Source organism: Caballeronia telluris, assembly GCF_001544495.1.
Taxonomy (GTDB): Bacteria; Pseudomonadota; Gammaproteobacteria; order Burkholderiales; family Burkholderiaceae; genus Caballeronia; species Caballeronia telluris.
Window position 1 is genome coordinate 140,058 of sequence record NZ_FCNZ02000010.1, and the last position, 16,355, is coordinate 156,412.

Annotated in this window: 17 protein-coding genes and 1 tRNA gene; 5 read left to right on the forward strand and 13 right to left on the reverse strand. The window is 65.0% G+C overall.

Annotated elements, in window-relative coordinates:
* The first annotated feature begins 1 nt into the window (after position 1).
* Positions 2 to 1,243, forward strand: a complete 1,242-nt coding sequence (locus AWB66_RS15080) for an MFS transporter (RefSeq protein WP_087631076.1) — start codon at positions 2 to 4, stop codon at positions 1,241 to 1,243.
* Here AWB66_RS15080 and AWB66_RS15085 read toward each other — a convergent pair whose 3' ends face one another.
* Positions 1,244 to 2,638, reverse strand: a complete 1,395-nt coding sequence (locus AWB66_RS15085; RefSeq protein WP_087631077.1) for an FAD-containing oxidoreductase — start codon at positions 2,636 to 2,638, stop codon at positions 1,244 to 1,246.
* 185 nt (positions 2,639 to 2,823) lie between these two features.
* Here AWB66_RS15085 and AWB66_RS15090 point away from each other — a divergent pair, with 185 nt between their 5' ends.
* Positions 2,824 to 4,128, forward strand: coding sequence for a cation:proton antiporter (locus AWB66_RS15090; protein ID WP_087631078.1), 1,305 nt, complete (start codon positions 2,824 to 2,826; stop codon positions 4,126 to 4,128).
* 51 nt (positions 4,129 to 4,179) lie between these two features.
* Entirely contained in the window at positions 4,180 to 4,755 is a 576-nt protein-coding gene (locus AWB66_RS15095; RefSeq protein ID WP_087631079.1) for a P-loop nucleotide/nucleoside kinase family protein, read from the forward strand.
* 47 nt (positions 4,756 to 4,802) lie between these two features.
* On the opposite strand, the gene AWB66_RS15100 is transcribed toward AWB66_RS15095, so the two are convergent.
* The 9 genes from AWB66_RS15100 to AWB66_RS15140 all read right to left on the reverse strand — a co-directional run bounded on the left by AWB66_RS15100 (position 4,803) and on the right by AWB66_RS15140 (position 13,549).
* Positions 4,803 to 5,912 (reverse strand): saccharopine dehydrogenase family protein, encoded by a 1,110-nt coding sequence (locus AWB66_RS15100; RefSeq protein WP_087631080.1) that lies wholly within the window; start codon positions 5,910 to 5,912, stop codon positions 4,803 to 4,805.
* A gap of 134 nt (positions 5,913 to 6,046) precedes the next feature.
* Entirely contained in the window at positions 6,047 to 6,502 is a 456-nt protein-coding gene (locus AWB66_RS15105; RefSeq protein WP_087631081.1) for an Lrp/AsnC family transcriptional regulator, read from the reverse strand.
* A gap of 88 nt (positions 6,503 to 6,590) precedes the next feature.
* A complete protein-coding gene (locus AWB66_RS15110; protein WP_235021121.1) occupies positions 6,591 to 7,130 on the reverse strand; it encodes a hypothetical protein in 540 nt (179 codons plus the stop codon).
* A 42-nt stretch (positions 7,131 to 7,172) separates the two neighbouring features.
* Positions 7,173 to 7,526, reverse strand: a complete 354-nt coding sequence (locus AWB66_RS15115) for a hypothetical protein (protein ID WP_125469735.1) — start codon at positions 7,524 to 7,526, stop codon at positions 7,173 to 7,175.
* Between the two features lie 20 nt (positions 7,527 to 7,546).
* On the reverse strand, positions 7,547 to 8,125 hold the full coding sequence (kdpC, locus tag AWB66_RS15120) for a potassium-transporting ATPase subunit KdpC (protein ID WP_087631084.1): 579 nt from the start codon (positions 8,123 to 8,125) through the stop codon (positions 7,547 to 7,549).
* Between the two features lie 43 nt (positions 8,126 to 8,168).
* Complete coding sequence (gene kdpB, locus AWB66_RS15125) at positions 8,169 to 10,226, reverse strand: potassium-transporting ATPase subunit KdpB (RefSeq protein WP_087631085.1); 2,058 nt, start codon at positions 10,224 to 10,226, stop codon at positions 8,169 to 8,171.
* A 120-nt stretch (positions 10,227 to 10,346) separates the two neighbouring features.
* Positions 10,347 to 12,155, reverse strand: coding sequence for a potassium-transporting ATPase subunit KdpA (gene kdpA, locus AWB66_RS15130; protein ID WP_087631086.1), 1,809 nt, complete (start codon positions 12,153 to 12,155; stop codon positions 10,347 to 10,349).
* Positions 12,152 to 12,247 carry a K(+)-transporting ATPase subunit F gene (kdpF, locus tag AWB66_RS15135; RefSeq protein ID WP_087631087.1) on the reverse strand — a complete coding sequence of 32 codons (96 nt, stop codon included), beginning with the start codon at positions 12,245 to 12,247 and terminating at the stop codon, positions 12,152 to 12,154. The genes kdpA and kdpF overlap by 4 nt, the downstream gene beginning before the upstream one ends.
* Before the next feature lie 405 nt (positions 12,248 to 12,652).
* A complete protein-coding gene (locus AWB66_RS15140; RefSeq protein WP_087631165.1) occupies positions 12,653 to 13,549 on the reverse strand; it encodes a fructose bisphosphate aldolase in 897 nt (298 codons plus the stop codon).
* 166 nt (positions 13,550 to 13,715) lie between these two features.
* On the opposite strand from AWB66_RS15140, the gene AWB66_RS15145 reads away from it, so the two are divergent.
* Positions 13,716 to 14,342 (forward strand): dihydrofolate reductase family protein, encoded by a 627-nt coding sequence (locus AWB66_RS15145; RefSeq protein ID WP_087631166.1) that lies wholly within the window; start codon positions 13,716 to 13,718, stop codon positions 14,340 to 14,342.
* A gap of 137 nt (positions 14,343 to 14,479) precedes the next feature.
* On the opposite strand, the gene AWB66_RS15150 is transcribed toward AWB66_RS15145, so the two are convergent.
* Positions 14,480 to 14,555 (reverse strand) — tRNA-His (locus AWB66_RS15150).
* Positions 14,556 to 14,661: 106 nt separating this feature from the next.
* Entirely contained in the window at positions 14,662 to 15,678 is a 1,017-nt protein-coding gene (gene dusA / locus AWB66_RS15155) for a tRNA dihydrouridine(20/20a) synthase DusA (RefSeq protein ID WP_087631088.1), read from the reverse strand.
* A 184-nt stretch (positions 15,679 to 15,862) separates the two neighbouring features.
* Here dusA and AWB66_RS15160 point away from each other — a divergent pair, with 184 nt between their 5' ends.
* Complete coding sequence (locus AWB66_RS15160) at positions 15,863 to 16,111, forward strand: hypothetical protein (protein WP_087631167.1); 249 nt, start codon at positions 15,863 to 15,865, stop codon at positions 16,109 to 16,111.
* 26 nt (positions 16,112 to 16,137) lie between these two features.
* On the opposite strand, the gene AWB66_RS15165 is transcribed toward AWB66_RS15160, so the two are convergent.
* Positions 16,138 to 16,353, reverse strand: coding sequence for a TOBE domain-containing protein (locus AWB66_RS15165; RefSeq protein WP_087631089.1), 216 nt, complete (start codon positions 16,351 to 16,353; stop codon positions 16,138 to 16,140).
* Between the last annotated feature and the right edge of the window lie 2 nt (positions 16,354 to 16,355).

The window sequence follows — 16,355 nt, forward strand, 5'->3', positions numbered from 1 at the left end:
AATGGTAACTGCACGAAGTCTTCGCGCACTCGACTGGCTGAATTTCTTCGTCGCCAACGTGCAGACCGGCTTCGGCCCTTTCATCGCTTCGTACCTCGCCGCCAACAAATGGACGCAGGGCGAAATCGGGCTGATGCTCTCGGTCGGCACGATCAGCGCGATGGCGAGCCAACTGCCGGCGGGCGCGCTCGTCGATGCGATGCGCAACAAGAAGTTCGCGGCGGCCTCCGCGATCGTGGCGATCATCGCGAGCGCCCTCTTTCTCGCCGCGAGCCCGACCTTCGTGCCGGTGTTCGCGGCCGAAGTGCTGCACGGTTTCGCGAGCTGCATGCTGGTGCCCGCGATGGCGGCGATCTCCTACGCGCTCGTCTCGCGCGCCGATCTCGGCGACCGGCTTGGGCGCAATGCGCGCTGGGCGTCGATCGGTAGCGCGTTGACCGCCGCGCTAATGGGTGTCTTCGGCGAATATTTCTCGCTGCGCTCGGTGTTCTTCCTCACGGCCGCGCTCGCGCTGCCGGCGCTCGTCGCGCTGTCGATGATCCATCACGAGATGCCGGCGAAAATGCCTCGCGGCGCCCCGAAGCCGAACGGCAAGGTCACGCCCGAAGGTGAGGAGCGCGTCTCGCTGCGCGAACTGCTGCGCGACAGGCGGCTCCTGATCTTCGCGGCGTGCGTGGTGCTGTTCCACCTGTCGAATGCGGCGATGCTCAATCTCGCCGCCGGCGAAGTCACGGCGCACATGGGCGACAACGTTCAACTCGTGATCGCGGCGTGCATCATCGTGCCGCAGTTCCTGGTCGCGGCGATGTCGCCGTGGGTCGGGAGGCAGGCGCAGCGCTGGGGGCGGCGGCCGGTGCTGATCCTCGGCTTCGCCGCGCTGCCGGTGCGCGCGCTGTTGTTCGCCGGCGTGTCGAGCCCTTACCTGCTCGTGCCGGTGCAGATGCTCGACGGCATCAGCGCGGCGGTGTTCGGCGTGATGCTGCCGCTGATCGCCGCCGACGTCGCGGGCGGCAAGGGCCACTACAACCTGACGATCGGTTTCTTCGGCCTCGCGGCGGGCATTGGCGCGACGCTCTCGACGGCGGCGGCGGGCTTCGCCGCCGACCGCTTCGGCACCGCGATGAGCTTCTTCGGACTCGCGGGCGCCGGTGCGTTGGCCGTCGCGCTCGTATGGCTCGCGATGCCGGAGACGCGCGAAGCGGTCGTCAAGCAGGAAGTCGAAAAGCCGGCGGTGGAAGCGTGATCATTTCAGCGGCTTGAGCATGCCGAGCAGCGTCGGAATCAGTTCGCTGACGGTCGGATGGATGTGCATCGCGTTCTTGAGCGTGGTGTACGGCGCGCCCGCGTTCATGATGTCGACGAAGGTGTGGATCGCCTCGTCGCCTTCGATGCCGTGGATCGCGGCGCCCAGAATCTGCTTCGTCTTCGCATCGACGAGCGCCTTCATGAAGCCGTCCGTTTCGCCGCGCTCGCGCGCGCGGCCGACGCGCGACATCGGCATCGTCGCGATCAGCGCCTCGCGGCCGTTCTCGCGGCTCTCTTTCCTCACCTCGCTCTCGCTCATGCCCACGCGCGCATAAGGCGGATCGACGAACACCGCGTAGGTCATGATCCGGGTATCGACGCTGCGCGGTTCGTTGTCGATCACGTTTGCCGCGACGATCTCGAAGTCGTTGTACGACGTATGCGTGAACGCGCCGCGCCCGTTCACGTCGCCGATCGCCCAGATACCCTCCACCTGCGTGCGCAGCTCGCCGTCAACGTCGATCAGACCGTGCGCATTCACCGCGACGCCCGCCGCGTCGAGCCCGAGGTCGTCGGTATTCGGCTGCCGGCCGGTCGCGATCAGCAGATGCGACGCATCGAGCGTGTCATCGTTGAGCCAGATGCGCGCGCCGGTGCCGAGCGGCTCGACGCGCGTCGGCTCGCCCCCGAAGCGGAATTCGACGCCCTCCTTCGCCAGCACCTTCTGAATACTTTCCGCGAAATCCGCGTCCTCGCGCGTGAGCACGCGGTGGCCGCGCACGAGCACGGTCACACGGCTGCCGAAGCGGCGGAACATCTGCGCGAATTCGAGCGCGATATAGCTCGCGCCGACGATCACGAGATGCGCAGGCACCTCGGTCAGTTCGAGCAGCGTCGAGTTGGTCAGATACGGCACGCGATCGATGCCGTCGATCCGGGGAATGGTTGGGCGCGTGCCGGTGTTGATGAAGCTCGCCCTGCTTTCCAGCTCGTGCTGCTGGCCGTCGTGCCCGTCGACGCGGATCGAATGCGGCCCCGTGAAGCGCCCGTGGCCGGTAAAGACGGTCAGGTTCGGCGTGTTGCGCAGCCATTGTTCGACGCCGTCGCGCGACGCGCCGATCACCTCGTCCTTGCGCGCCTTCACGCGCGCCATGTCGATCCGCACGTCCCCGCCGATCAGCACGCCGTACTCCGCGGCGTGACGCGCGACGTGCGCGGCGCGCGCGCTCGCGACGTAGGTCTTGGTCGGCGTGCAGCCGACGTTCACGCAGGTGCCGCCGAACAGATGCCGCTCGATGACGGCCGTCTTGCGCCCGCTTTCCGCGAGCCGCACGGCGAGCGGTGCGCCGCCTTGTCCGGTGCCGATCACGACGGCGTCGAAATGGTGTGACATGCCAGCCTCCCGCGAAAGCGTGACGTTGAAGAGGGTCGTGCCGAGGAAAGATCGTTGCCATCTTACGCGCGAAGCGGGCGGCTCGTCCGCATCGCGCGGTCACGGGCACGGCCCGTGCTACCTTGTCCGGACTCCGGCCCCATTGATGCAATGCACACCGGTCACTCCACAGCAGACAGGTTTCCATGACCGAGACGATGTGGTTTCTCGTCGTTGGCGGTGTACTCATCTTCATGGGGCTTGCCAGTTCGACGTTCAAGCATCTGCCGATCAGCACGGCGATGTGCTATCTCGCGATCGGCTTCGCGCTCGGCCCCCTGGGCGCGGGCCTGCTCACCCCCGATCTCGCCGCCGACGCCACGATCCTGCGCCGCATCACCGAAGTCGCAATGCTCGTATCGCTCTTCGCGATCGGCCTGCGCCTGCGCGTGCCGCCGACCGACCGCATCTGGCTGCTGCCCGTGCGGCTCGGCATCGTCGCGATGGTGTTGACCGTCGTCGCGCTCACGCTGTTCGCCGTGCACGTGCTGGGACTGAACTGGGGTCCGGCGCTGCTGCTCGCCGCGATGCTCGCGCCGACCGACCCCGTGCTCGCGCACGACGTGCAGGTCGAAAGCCCCGGCGACGTCGATTTGCTGCGCTTTTCGCTGACGGGCGAAGGCGGCCTGAACGACGGCATCGCGCTGCCGTTCGCGCTGCTCGGCCTCGCCGTGTGCAACTACGAGGCGTCGCCGGGCGAGGCGCTTTCGTGGACGTTCGCGGGTTTCGCGCTCTGGGGCGTCGCGGGTGCGCTCGCGAGCGGCTGGCTCCTCGGCGAGCTGTCGGTGCGGCTCGTGGCATTCCTGCGCACGCGCCACGGCCAGGCGCTTGGTCCGGAAGGCTTCTATGCGCTCGGTCTGATCGCGCTGTCTTATGGCGTGGCCGAGCTGCTGCACACCTACGCGTTTCTCGCGGTGTTCGCGGCGGGCCTCGCGATGCGCCGCGTCGAACAGAAAGCGAGCGGCGACAAGTCGCCGAGAGAGGCGGTCGGCACCATCGATTCGGCGGACGTCGGCGCGACGGCGTCCGATCCCGAACGCGCGCATGCGTTCATGGCCGAGCGCGTGCTCGGCTTCACGATCGAACTGGAGCGCATCGCGGAAGTGGCGATCATGCTCGTCGTCGGCGCCACGCTCGCGGGCGTCTGGCGGCAGTTCATGAACTGGCAGGCAGCGGCGCTCGTCGTCGCACTGTTCGCGATCGTGCGGCCGGCGGCGGTGGAGGCGTCGCTGATCGGCTCGCTCGCGACGGCGTCGCAGCGGCGCCTGATGAGCTGGTTCGGGATACGCGGCGTCGGCTCGTTCTACTATCTGATGTACGCGCTGGAGCACGCGCCGAAGAGCGCGGCGGCGCCGCTCGTGCCGCTCGTGATCGGGGTCATCACGGCGTCGGTGATCGTGCACGGCATCACGTCGACGCCGCTCATGAAGTGGTACCAGCGCGGACGCTGACAGCGCCGCTGGCTATGATGGAAATCCGCTGGTTCACATGGAGCGTTGGGCATGACGCATCTGATCTTTTTCTGCGGCCACGCGGGCACGGGCAAGACGACGCTCGCGAAGCGCCTCTTCCCGCGTCTCGCGCAGGCGAGCGGCGAGCCGTTTTGTCTGCTCGACAAGGACACGCTCTACGGCGCATACAGCGCCGCCGCGATGAACGCGCTGACCGGCGACCCGAACGATCGCGACAGCCCGCTCTTCCTTCAGCATTTGCGCGATCCCGAGTACCGCGCGCTGATCGATACCGCGCGGGAAAATCTCGATCTCGGCGTGAGCGTCGCGGTGGTCGCGCCGCTTACGCGCGAAGTCCGCGAGGGGCGGCTCTTCGACCGCACATGGCTTCGCATCGGCGACGAGGTGCAGGTGCGCGTCGTCTGGGTGCACGTGACGGAGGACCTCGCGCGCGAGCGGATCGTCGCGCGCGGCGATCCGAACGACGCCTATAAGCTCGCGCACTGGGACGACTACCGGCAGCGGCGCTTCGTGCCGGACGGACCCGCGAGCCGCGGGCTCTTGATGTTCGACAACGCGTCGCCGTCGGACGAGGCGCATGAGGACCTGCTGCAGCGTCTCATATAGCGCCGCTGCGCCCTTTTCGTCTCTCGGTGGCTCTGCCGGCCCTCGGTTCACGCCGCGGCCAGTTGCCGCGTCGCCTTCAATACGCTCTCCCCTTCGTAAAGACGCCCGAAGCGGTTGTTCAGGAACGCTTCGAGCGGCACCTGCTCCTGACGAATGAAACCGCTTTGCGGCAGCACGCCTTCGCGGAACAGGTCGAGTTCCGCGCAGACCGCGCCCGCCGTCGTGATCTGGATCGCGCTCATCGGCGCGCCGCACACTTCCTTCGCGAAGATCTTGCGCGTGAACACGTCCTGCACGAGCTGGCCGCGCCGCATGCCGGTGGCCGTCACGAAGATCAGCACGACATCTTGCGCCGTCGACGGCACCGCGCGCTTGAGCATCGCCTTCAGGCCGTCGCGGTCGGTCGACATGCGCAGGTCGTCGAGCAGGAACTTCATCAGGTCGCGGTGGCCCGGATAGCGCACCGACTTGTAGTCGAGCGCCTCGACCTTGCCCGCGAGCGTCTCGCAGAGCGTGCCGAGCCCGCCCGAGGTGTTGAACGCCTCGTACTCGATGCCGTCGAGCGAGAAATGTTCGACGCCTTCGAGCGGCTGCACCCATTGCTGGCGGCTGTCGCGGATCGCCTCGCACGGCTGGCAATACTCGTTGATGAGGCCGTCGATACTCCACGTCAGGTTGTATTTCAGCGCGTTGGTCGGAAACTCGGGCAGCGCGCCGACGCGCATCTTGACGTCGCGCAAGTCGTCGAGGCGCTTCGCCAGATCGTGCGCGACGATGCCGATGAAACCAGGCGCCAGCCCGCATTGCGGCATGAACGCGTGCGTCGCGCCGTCGGCGATCGCGCGGATCGCGTGAGTTGCGCGCACGTCCTCGGTGAGGTCGAAGTAATGGACGCCCGCCGCTTTCGCCGCCGACGCCACGTTGATCGCGAGGTAATACGGCAGCGCGTTGACGAGCGCGTCGAAGCCCTGCAGCGCGTGACGCAGCGCGGTGGCGTCGGCGGAATCGACGCGGCGTGTTCCGATGCCCTGCGCGTCGAGCAGCGCGAGCGCGCCGGCGTCGCGATCGAACGCGACGACTTCGAAGTCCCCTGTTTCACGCAACAGGTGAGCAATGCTTTGACCGATCAGTCCGGCTCCGACGAGGGCTACTTTCATCTTTATCTCCTTGTGCGTGAAATCCTTCCTGCACAAGTGTAGAAGCGCCCGAATACTGATCCTAGAGCCAAAATGATGCGGTTCGACGAGCGTTTTCGTCGTTTTGACGTAACAGCAATGCAATTCGTCGAAAATCAGCCGACTCGGTCGATCTTGCGCGCGAGGATGATCGACGTCGTCGTGCGCTCGACACCTTCCAGCGCGCCGATTTCATCGAGCAGGTCGTTCAGGCGATCGGGGGAATCGGCGCGCAGCCACGCGACGTAATCGAACTCGCCGCTCACCGCGCAGAGCAACTGGATCTCGGGCATCTTCGCGAAACGCTTCTGCACGTCGCGGCCGTACTTCGGCGCGAGCTTGATGCCGACATACGCCTGGATACTCGCGTCGAGCACGTCCTGTCCGAGCCGCACGCCGTAGCCCGCGATCACGTTGTTCTTTTCAAGGCGAGCGATGCGCGCGATCACCGTCGTGCGCGCGACGCCGAGTTGCCGCGCCAGGTTCGCCACGCTCTCGCGCGCGTTCGTTTGCAGGAGCGCGACGAGGTTGCGGTCGATGTCGTCGAGTTGATCGAGGCGCGGCGGTCTCATGCGGGCGTCGTCCGTCGGGTTCAGGAGCGCGCATTATCGCCCACCGCAGACGTCGAACGGACGCGCAAAGGCGCCCGGCCGCGCCGGATCAGAGGACGCTGTCCTTCAGTTCCAGCGTGAGGACTTCGCCCTTTTCCTGCGAGCGGCTCGCGAAGTCGATGCCGGAGCGCTCCATGACCTTGCGGATCTCCTGCGGGACGCGATCGCTCACGCTCGCCGCGACGATCGGCCGATCGATGTTGGAGAGAAACTGGCGAATACCCGGCGCCGGCCAGTAGACGAACACGTTGAGCGGATAGGAGAGCCGCGCCCCCGCGCTGCGATGGGCGGTGATATGCAGGCCAACAGTCGGCGACGCGCTCATCTGGCGCGGCGAGACATGAAAATCAAGCCCGAAGTCAGTCGCGACGCTTCGGACGAGAAACGGCAGACATTTGTCGCTGAACACCTTGTTTTCGGTTTTGCTGAGCGCCATTTCGGCCTCCGGTTGCTGAGCAGGATTCGCAGCACGAGAGTAGAACCGAAGCGGCGCGGCTTCTGTTACGCGGAGCACATCTGAAATGAAAATGGCGAAGCGGATGTGGGCGTTCGGGCGCGCTTCGCGCCGGTGACAACGCAGTTGGGGCACTTGCCGCCAGCGGTTTGCATCGCCGCTGACGGGGTGTCCCCGTCACAACGCATTCGACGATTTTCCCGCGACGAGCCCGTCGATGATCGACTCCCCGTAAGCAAACGCGGCGCGCTGGGCGTCTCCCAGGTCTTCGTAGCCGTGGGTCGTGTTGATCTTGAACACCCGGAAAGGCGCGGAAGGGTCCGCACCGTCCGATGGCCGAAGACGGATCGCCGCGTCGTAGCCCTGTCCGTCGCGCATGTTGCGGCGCATGAGCGGGTCGCTCTCGCGCGGATAAACCAGAGCCTCCAGGTCGTATCCCTGATAAAAATGATGCTTGCCTGCCATGATCGCCTCCAATGTGATGTATGAAGCATACGCGCCTTGTGGCTGCGCCCGGGCGAGAATTTTCATCGGGCTCACGATGCCATGCTTCACGGGCGCGTCGCGGCATCGAGCGCCAGGTTGAGCCTGAGCACGTTCACGCGCGCTTCGCCCAAGACGCCGAACTGACGGCCGGTCGTGTTGCGTTGCACGAGCGCTTCCACGTCCTCGCGCGCCAGCTTGCGCGCCTTCGCGACGCGGTCGATCTGATAGGCGGCGGCAGCCGGGCTGATCTCCGGGTCGAGCCCGCTGCCCGAGGACGTCACGAGATCGACCGGCACCGGCGCGGTGCTGGACGGATCGGCGTCGCGAAGTGCGCTCAGACGGCCCTTCACTTCGTCGGCGAGCGCGGGGTTGGTCGGCCCGAGGTTCGAGCCGCTCGACGCCTGCGCGTTATACGGATTCGGCGACGTGGCCGAGAGCCGTCCCCAGAAATATCGAGGCGCGTCGAACTGCTGGCCGATCAGTTCGGAACCGACCACCTTGCCGTTCTGCTCGATCAGGCTGCCGCCCGCCTGCCTCGGAAATACCGCGTTGCCGATCGCGGTGACGGCGACCGGGTAGACGACGCCCGTGACGACCGTCAACGCGGCGAACAGCACGAGCACGGGACGAATGAGGTTTTTCATGATGGTTGACTCGTTTGTTTGAAGCGATTTACTCGATATGCGTTCACGCCCAGCCGAAACCGGCCAGCACCATGTCGATCAGCTTGATGAACGGAAACGGCAGCACCAGCCCGCCCAGACCGTAGATCAGCAGGTTGCGCCGCAAGAGGGACGCCGCGCCCAACGCGCGGTATTTGACGCCCCTGAGCGCCAGCGGAATCAGGAACACGATGATCAGCGCATTGAAGATCACCGCCGAGAGGATCGCCGAGGCGGGCGAGCTCAGGTGCATCACGTCGAGCACGCGCAATTGCGGATAGGTCGTTGCGAACGCGGCCGGGATGATGGCGAAGTATTTGGCGACGTCGTTGGCGATCGAAAACGTCGTGAGCGAGCCGCGCGTCATCAGCATCTGCTTGCCGATCTCGACGATCTCGATCAGCTTCGTCGGGTTCGAATCGAGATCGACCATGTTGCCGGCTTCCTTCGCCGCCTGCGTGCCGGAGTTCATCGCCACCGCGACGTCGGCCTGGGCGAGCGCCGGTGCGTCGTTGGTGCCGTCGCCCGTCATCGCGACCAGGCGCCCTTGCGCCTGGTGCGCCCGGATCGTCGCAAGCTTCGCTTCGGGCGTGGCTTCGGCCAGATAGTCGTCGACGCCTGCTTCGGCCGCGATCGCCGCCGCCGTCAGCCGGTTGTCGCCCGTCACCATCACGGTCTTGATGCCCATCTTGCGCAACTCGGCGAAGCGCTCCTTGATGCCGCCCTTCACGATGTCCTTCAGTTCGATCACGCCGAGCACGCGCGCACTCTCGCCCTGCTTCTCGGCGACCACGAGCGGCGTGCTGCCGCGCCGCGCGACGGTGTCCACGGCTGTCTGCACCTCCTGCGGATAGCGGCCGCCGTTCGTCTCGACGTAGCGCTTCACCGCATCCGCGGCGCCCTTGCGAATCTCGTGGTCCGGCAAATCGACGCCGCTCATGCGCGTCTGCGCGCTGAAACCGAGGAAGGTCGCGTGCAGCGTCGCCATGTCGCGCTGGCGGATGTCGAAGCGCTGCTTCGCGAGCACCACGATGCTGCGGCCTTCCGGCGTCTCGTCGGCGAGCGACGCGAGTTGCGCGGCATCCGCGAGATCGTGTTCCGAGCGTCCCGGCGCCGGCAGGAAAGCCGATGCCTGGCGGTTGCCGAGCGTGATCGTGCCGGTCTTGTCGAGCAAGAGGACGTCGACGTCGCCCGCCGCTTCCACCGCGCGGCCCGATGTGGCGATGACGTTCGCCTGCATCATGCGGCTCATGCCCGCCACGCCGATCGCCGACAAGAGCCCGCCGATGGTGGTCGGGATCAGGCAGACGAGCAGCGCGACGAGCGCCGTGATCGTCACGACGTGACCGGACTTCATGGCTGCAACCGAGAAGATCGAGAACGGCAGGAGCGTCGCGGTGGCGAACAGCAGCACGAGCGTGAGCGCGACGAGCAGGATCGTGAGCGCGATCTCGTTGGGCGTCTTCTGCCGTTTCGCGCCCTCGACCATCGCGATCATGCGGTCGAGAAACGCCTCGCCCGGATTGACCGACACGCGCATCACGATCCAGTCGGAGAGCACCCGCGTGCCGCCCGTGACCGCGGAAAAGTCGCCGCCCGACTCGCGGATCACGGGCGCGGACTCCCCCGTGATCGCCGATTCATCGACCGAGGCCACGCCTTCGATCACGTCGCCGTCGGCGGGAATGACGTCGCCCGTTTCGACCAGCACGACATCGCCCTTGCGCAGATCCGTCGATGCCATGATCTGCACGGGCGACTTCGGATGCGGCATGTTCAGCTTCTTTGCCATCACGTTGTGCTTCGCGTGCCGCAACGACGCCGCCTGCGCCTTCGAACGGCCTTCCGCGAGCGCCTCGGCGAAGTTCGCGAAAAGCACGGTGAACCACAGCCAGAGCGCGACCGCGAGGATGAATCCCGAGGGCGCCTCCGCCTGACCGGCGAGCGCCGCGAACCACAGCACCGTGGTCAGGATGCTGCCCACGTAGACGCAGAACATCACCGGATTGCGCAACTGGGTGCGCGGCGTGAGCTTCCTGAACGAATCGACGATAGCCGGCCTGACGATCCGCGGATCGAACATCGAACGTGCTGCCGAACGCGTATGGGCGCCCGGCTCCGGCGTCTTTCGGGGTGCCTGATCGGGATTCTCGACAGGCGGTTTGACAAGTGTAGACATGCTTTCCTCTGGATCATTGACCGCTTATTGGCCCGTGAGCATCATCAGATGCTCGACGACCGGACCGAGTGCGAGCGCCGGCACGTAGGTGAGCGCGCCGACCAGCACCACCGTGCCGAGCAGCAACACGACAAAGAGCGGACCGTGGGTCGGCAGCGTGCCGGCCGTGACGGCAATGCGCTTCTTGGCCGCGAGCGCGCCCGCGATGGCGAGCACCGGAACGATCGAACCGAAGCGGCCGAACCACATCGCGATGGCGAGCGTCGTGTTATAGAACGGCGTGTTCACGGACAAGCCAGCGAACGCGCTGCCGTTGTTGTTGGAAGCGGAGCTGTACGCGTAGAGCACCTCGGAGAAACCGTGCGGACCGGGATTGAAGATGCCGGCGGTGCCCGCCGCGCTCAGCACGCCGATCGACGCGCCGACCAGCACGAGGAACGGCGTAAGCAGCACGACGATCGCCACCATCTTCATCTCATACGATTCGATCTTCTTGCCGACGTACTCGGGTGTGCGCCCGATCATCAAACCGGCGACGAACACCGCGAGCAGCGCGAACACGAGCATCCCGTAGAGACCCGATCCGACGCCGCCGAAGATCACCTCGCCCAACTGGATCAGCAGGAGCGGAACGAAGCCGCCCATCGGCGTGAGCGAGTCGTGCATGTTGTTGACGGCGCCGCACGATGCCGCTGTCGTCGCGACCGTGAAGAGCCCCGACTGCGCGATGCCGAAGCGCGTTTCCTTGCCTTCCGCGTTGCCGCCCGCCTGCAACGCCGACGCAGTCTGATCGACGTGCAGCGATGCAAAAACCGGGTTGCCGGCCTGCTCCGCCGAGATTTCGCCCCAACAAGCGACCGCAAACGCGATCGTCATCGCGGCGAGCACGGCGTAGCCTTGCCGCCGGTCGCCGACCATGCGGCCGAACACCACGCAGAGCGCCGCGGGAATCGCGAGCATCGCGATCATCTGCACGAAGTTCGAGAGCGGTGTGGGATTTTCGAACGGATGCGCGGAGTTCGCGTTGAAGAAGCCGCCGCCGTTGGTGCCAAGCATCTTGATCGCTTCTTGCGACGCGACCGGGCCCATTGCGATCGTCTGCTTGTCGGCCTGGTGGTCCTCCATCACCGGATTGCCCTTCTCGTCCTTGACGGCGTTGCCTTGCGCATCGGTCTTGGGCGTCTGATAGGTCGTGACCTGTAGCGTCGACACCTCCTTGTACGATTCGAAGTTCTGGATCGCACCTTGACTCACGAACACCAGCGACACGACGACGGCAAGCGGCGCGAGCACGTATAACGTGATGCGCGTGAGATCGACCCAGAAATTCCCGATCGTGATCGCGGTGTGACGCGCGAAGCCGCGGATCAACGCGACCACGACCGCGATCCCGGTCGCCGCGGACAGGAAGTTTTGCACGGTGAGCCCGAGCATCTGCGACAAATAGCTGGCGCTCGCTTCGGGCGAATAGTCCTGCCAGTTGGTGTTGGTGACGAAGCTCACGGCGGTATTGAACGCACCGTCGGCGGTCATCGGGCCGATGCTTTGCGGATTGGCGGGCAGCCATTGCTGCACGCGCAAGAGACCGTAAAGCGCCAGCGCGCCAAGCGCATTGAAAGCGAGCACGGCAAGCGCATAGCGCTTCCATGACATTTCGGCTTGCGCATCGACCCCCGCGAGCTTGTAAAGCGCCGCTTCGATCGGTCGTCCGATACGGCGCACGACGACCGACGATCCATCCATCACCCCGGTGATATAGCGGCCGAGCGGTATCGCCAGCGCAATCAGCACGATGATGAAGAGCGCGGTTTGAAGCAGGTTGTTGGCGTTCATTCCAGATCCTCCGCACGCAGCAACGCGTACACGAGGTAGACGAACAAAAGCAGCGTCGATGCACTCGCGAGCCACAGCATCCAAGGCGTCATGGGCGACCTCCCGGAGCGCGGCGGAGCTTTTCGCAGCCAGCGACGAGCGCCACGCAAAGGCCGACGAAAACGGCCATGCCGGCGATGTAAAGCAAGTCCATTGTGATGAGCTCCCGTAGCGGATTCGGACGAACTGAAGCGTACGCAAATCAGCGTAAAAGCCCGGCTAAGAATCAGGTCTCCGGTATAAAAATCGTATAAACGTCGCCACTAAACGTGAGCGCGGCGATAAGGCGGGATGGGAACGGGAGACGGGGATCGGAAGACGCCGGCGCCGCTGACGCGGCCCGTCGCACGATCGAATGATCGAATGATCGAATGAAGATTTGGCAGAGAACGGCAGCCGCGAAGGAATCTGTCTTCGCGCTGCCGCCTTGGGGTCATGCAGACGCCGCTATCGACGGGTCAGGTTTTCTGAACCGACGCGTTGTAGATTTCGTCGATGGAACCTTCGAGCGTCGTATTGAACTCGTCGTCGCTCATCGACTTCTTCAATTCGTTGATGAGCGCGCGCGAGAAGCTCGCGATCATGCCGTGGTTCTTCGCAAGACGCTCGCACGCATCGCTGCGCGTATAGCCGCCCGACAGCGCGACGACGCGCACGACACGCGGATGCTCGATCAGCGGACGATAAAGGTCCGTTTCGTCCGGGATGGTCAGCTTGATCATCACCTGGCTCGACTCGGGCAGCGCGTCCAGTCCCTTGATCAATTCGTCGCGCAGGATTTTTTCCGCGCCCTTCTTGTCCGGGCTCTTGATCGATACCTCGGGTTCGAGAATCGGCACGAGACCATGTCCGATGATCTGCGCGCCCACTTCGAACTGCTGTTTCACCACGGCGGCGATGCCCTGCTCGTTCGCCTGGTGGATCACCGAACGCATCTTCGTGCCGAAGATGTCGAGCTTGGCCGCGCGTGCCAGCAGCGCATCGAGGCCCGGGTTGGGCTTCATGACCTGCACGCCGTCGGCTTCGGCTTCAAGGCCCTTGTCGACCTTGAGGAAGGGCACCACGCCGCGGTCTTCCCACAGGAACGCAGGCACCGGCTTGCCGTTCGCCTGACCGTCCATGGTGGCTTCGAAGAGAATGGCGCCGATCACCTTTTCGCCCGAGAACGACGGCGCGGTGATGATGCGCACGCGCATGTCGTGCATCAGCTTGAACATCTCGGCGTCGCCGTTGTAGGCGTCATCCGGAATACCGTACTGCCGTAGCGCGCCCGGCGTCGAACCGCCGCTCTGATCCAGAGCGGCGATGAATCCCTGCTTCTCCCTCATTTGCGCCAGCATTTTTTCGTTAGCCACGAACATGTCCCTCCTCAAGGTCAAACGCCGGAACGCGAGCACGGTCCGTGCCGTGAGTTTACTGTTTTTGACGCGCGTGCATTATTTCATCGACTGGCGGTCGATCCACACGGGGGTCGTTCGTCGTATTGACGGACCGGCCGGGTTCATCGAACTGGAGGACAGGATGCGCAAGCTCGTTGTTTCCGCTTTCATCAGTCTGGATGGCGTCATTCAATCCCCTGGCGGGCCCGAGGAAGATCCCGGCGGTGAATTCGGCCTCGGTGGGTGGATCGTTCCGTATGCCGATGACGCCATCGGCCGGCATTTGCAGGACCTGCTCGCGCAGCCGTTCGAACTGCTGCTAGGGCGCTTCACCTATGACATATTCGCGTCGTACTGGCCGCGTGTGCCGGCCGATTCGGCGAGCCGCGCCATTGCTGACCGGTTGAACAGCGTACCCAAGCACGTCACCACGCATCGCCCCGATACGCTCGACTGGCAGAACAGCCGTGCGCTGGAAGGCGATCTTGCCGATGCGATACGCGCGCTTCAACGTCAGGACGGCGCCGATCTCCTGACGTTTGGCAGCGGCGACATGGTGTGTCAACTGCTCGCGGCCGGCTTAGTCGACGAGCTCAGGCTTCTGACTTACCCGATCTTGCTTGGACGTGGAAAGCGCCTGTTCGGCGACGACGTCCTGGCGTCCGCGTTCACTCTGGCGCACTCGGTCGGCACGCCGGGCGGCGTGCTGATTAACCGATACGTGCGCAACGGCGAGGTGCGCACGGGGTCGTTCGGAGAGGTTGATTAACGTACGGATTGCAGCCTGACGAATCATTCAGTCGGCTTAACGCGGATCGGGGGACGGGAATCAGGAAGGAGCGGTTACAAGGAACGCAGAAAGCAAAAAGCCCAGTTACGAGGACTGGGCTAGCGCTTTGATTCGATTGGGGTGGCTGATGGGACTCGAACCCACGACGACAGGAATCACAATCCTGGACTCTACCAACTGAGCTACAGCCACCACTGACCAAACTTGATTTACTGCTCCCGGGCTTGCCAGAACTGGCTTGCCGATCGAGAAGCGAGATTATACGAATAAAGATTCCGTTTGCCTAGCCCCTCGCGAATCAATTCGTGCCAGACTCTTCGGCCAGTTCCAGCGTCTCGCGCAGATGAGCGCGCGCCTCGTCGAAGATCGCGAGGTCGCGCGCTGCAAGCCGACGGCTGTCCGACAGCACACGGCGCCAGCCGCGCGCCCCAGGCACGCCCCGGTACAAACCGAGCGCGTGCCGCACGATCGCACCGAGATACGTCCCGCGCGCAAGTTCCGCGCGCGCGTAGGCGATCAGTCCCGCTTCGATCTCCTCGCGGGTCGGCACCGGCGTGCTGGCGCCGTAGAAGCGCGAATCGACACCCGCCAGCACGAACGGATTGTGATACGCCTCGCGTCCGAGCATCACGCCGTCGACGTGCTTCAGGTGCTCTTCCACTTCGTCGAGCGTCTTGATGCCGCCGTTGATTGAAATCTCCAGATGCGGGAAATCGCGCTTCAGCCGGTACGCATACTCGTACTTGAGCGGCGGAATCTCGCGATTTTCCTTCGGGCTCAGGCCCTTCAGGATCGCATTGCGCGCGTGCACGATGAAGACCTCGCACCCCGCATCGGCGATTGTGCCGACGAAATCGCGCACGAACTCGTAGTTCTCGACCGCATCGACGCCGATGCGGTGCTTCACCGTCACCGGAATCGCGACGGCATCGCGCATCGCCTTCACGCAATCGGCGACGAGTTGCGGCTCGTTCATCAGGCACGCGCCGAACGCGCCGCGCTGCACGCGCTCCGACGGGCAGCCGCAGTTCAGGTTGATCTCGTCGTAGCCCCATTGTTCGCCGAGCTTCGCGCTCTTCGCGAGGTCGGCCGGCTCGCTGCCACCTAGCTGCAGCGCGACCGGCGCTTCGGCGGGCGTGAAGGCGAGATGCCGCGCGACGTCGCCGTGAAGGAGCGCGCCGGTGGTCACCATTTCGGTGTAAAGCCACGTGTCGCGCGTGATCAGACGATGAAACGAACGGCAATGCCGGTCGGTCCAGTCCATCATCGGGGCGACGCTGACGCGGCGGGGGCTGGGCTTGGAAACTGCTGACATGGAAAACGCGGGAAGATGGCATGGGGCGCGCAAAGTCGCGCCGAATCCACGATTTTACCGCAGGGCGGTGAAACCGGCCGGCTGCGCCGCCGCGACCGCCGTCGAACTGCTACGCCCGCAACCGGGCACATCAGAAAGCGACGCCGCGCGAAAACGCCACGCCGGCGTAAATCGGGAGCAAGTCATGACGAGCCGACCCTTGTTCGCAGCCCTTTTCGCGTTCGCGAGCGTGCTGAGCGCGGCGAACGCCTGGGCGCAAACGGCGCCGCCGGGCGACGCCAACGCATCGATGGTCAAGCCGCCGGGCGCGGCGGCCGCGAGCGCCACGCGCCCGAACAATCCGGACAACATGCCGGTCAAGCGCCCGGTGCCGCCGCCGAACAGCGACCGCATGCTCCACCACAGCCCCGCCAGCGACGCGATTGCGAAATAAGCCCGATCGCGCGTCCAGACGAGCGCTCAGATCAGCGCGATCGAGACTTCCGTCGACTTGACGAGCGCCACCACTTCCGTGCCGACGGCAAGCGCGAGTTCGTCGATCGAGCGCGTCGTGATCACGGACGTGACGATGCCGAACGGCGTATCGACATCGACTTCCGACACCACCGGTCCCCGGATGATCTCCTTCACTTTGCCCCGGAACTGATTGCGCACGTTGATGGCGGTGATGGTCATTG

Coding starts and splice junctions, on each gene's coding strand:
- AWB66_RS15080 (WP_087631076.1), top strand. CDS start 2: ATGGTAACTGCACGAAGTCTTCGCGCACTCGACTGGCTGAATTTCTTC.
- AWB66_RS15085 (WP_087631077.1), bottom strand. CDS start 2,638: ATGTCACACCATTTCGACGCCGTCGTGATCGGCACCGGACAAGGCGGC.
- AWB66_RS15090 (WP_087631078.1), top strand. CDS start 2,824: ATGACCGAGACGATGTGGTTTCTCGTCGTTGGCGGTGTACTCATCTTC.
- AWB66_RS15095 (WP_087631079.1), top strand. CDS start 4,180: ATGACGCATCTGATCTTTTTCTGCGGCCACGCGGGCACGGGCAAGACG.
- AWB66_RS15100 (WP_087631080.1), bottom strand. CDS start 5,912: ATGAAAGTAGCCCTCGTCGGAGCCGGACTGATCGGTCAAAGCATTGCT.
- AWB66_RS15105 (WP_087631081.1), bottom strand. CDS start 6,502: ATGAGACCGCCGCGCCTCGATCAACTCGACGACATCGACCGCAACCTC.
- AWB66_RS15115 (WP_125469735.1), bottom strand. CDS start 7,526: ATGAAAATTCTCGCCCGGGCGCAGCCACAAGGCGCGTATGCTTCATAC.
- kdpC (WP_087631084.1), bottom strand. CDS start 8,125: ATGAAAAACCTCATTCGTCCCGTGCTCGTGCTGTTCGCCGCGTTGACG.
- kdpB (WP_087631085.1), bottom strand. CDS start 10,226: ATGTTCGATCCGCGGATCGTCAGGCCGGCTATCGTCGATTCGTTCAGG.
- kdpA (WP_087631086.1), bottom strand. CDS start 12,155: ATGAACGCCAACAACCTGCTTCAAACCGCGCTCTTCATCATCGTGCTG.
- kdpF (WP_087631087.1), bottom strand. CDS start 12,247: ATGACGCCTTGGATGCTGTGGCTCGCGAGTGCATCGACGCTGCTTTTG.
- AWB66_RS15145 (WP_087631166.1), top strand. CDS start 13,716: ATGCGCAAGCTCGTTGTTTCCGCTTTCATCAGTCTGGATGGCGTCATT.
- dusA (WP_087631088.1), bottom strand. CDS start 15,678: ATGTCAGCAGTTTCCAAGCCCAGCCCCCGCCGCGTCAGCGTCGCCCCG.
- AWB66_RS15160 (WP_087631167.1), top strand. CDS start 15,863: ATGACGAGCCGACCCTTGTTCGCAGCCCTTTTCGCGTTCGCGAGCGTG.
- AWB66_RS15165 (WP_087631089.1), bottom strand. CDS start 16,353: ATGACCATCACCGCCATCAACGTGCGCAATCAGTTCCGGGGCAAAGTG.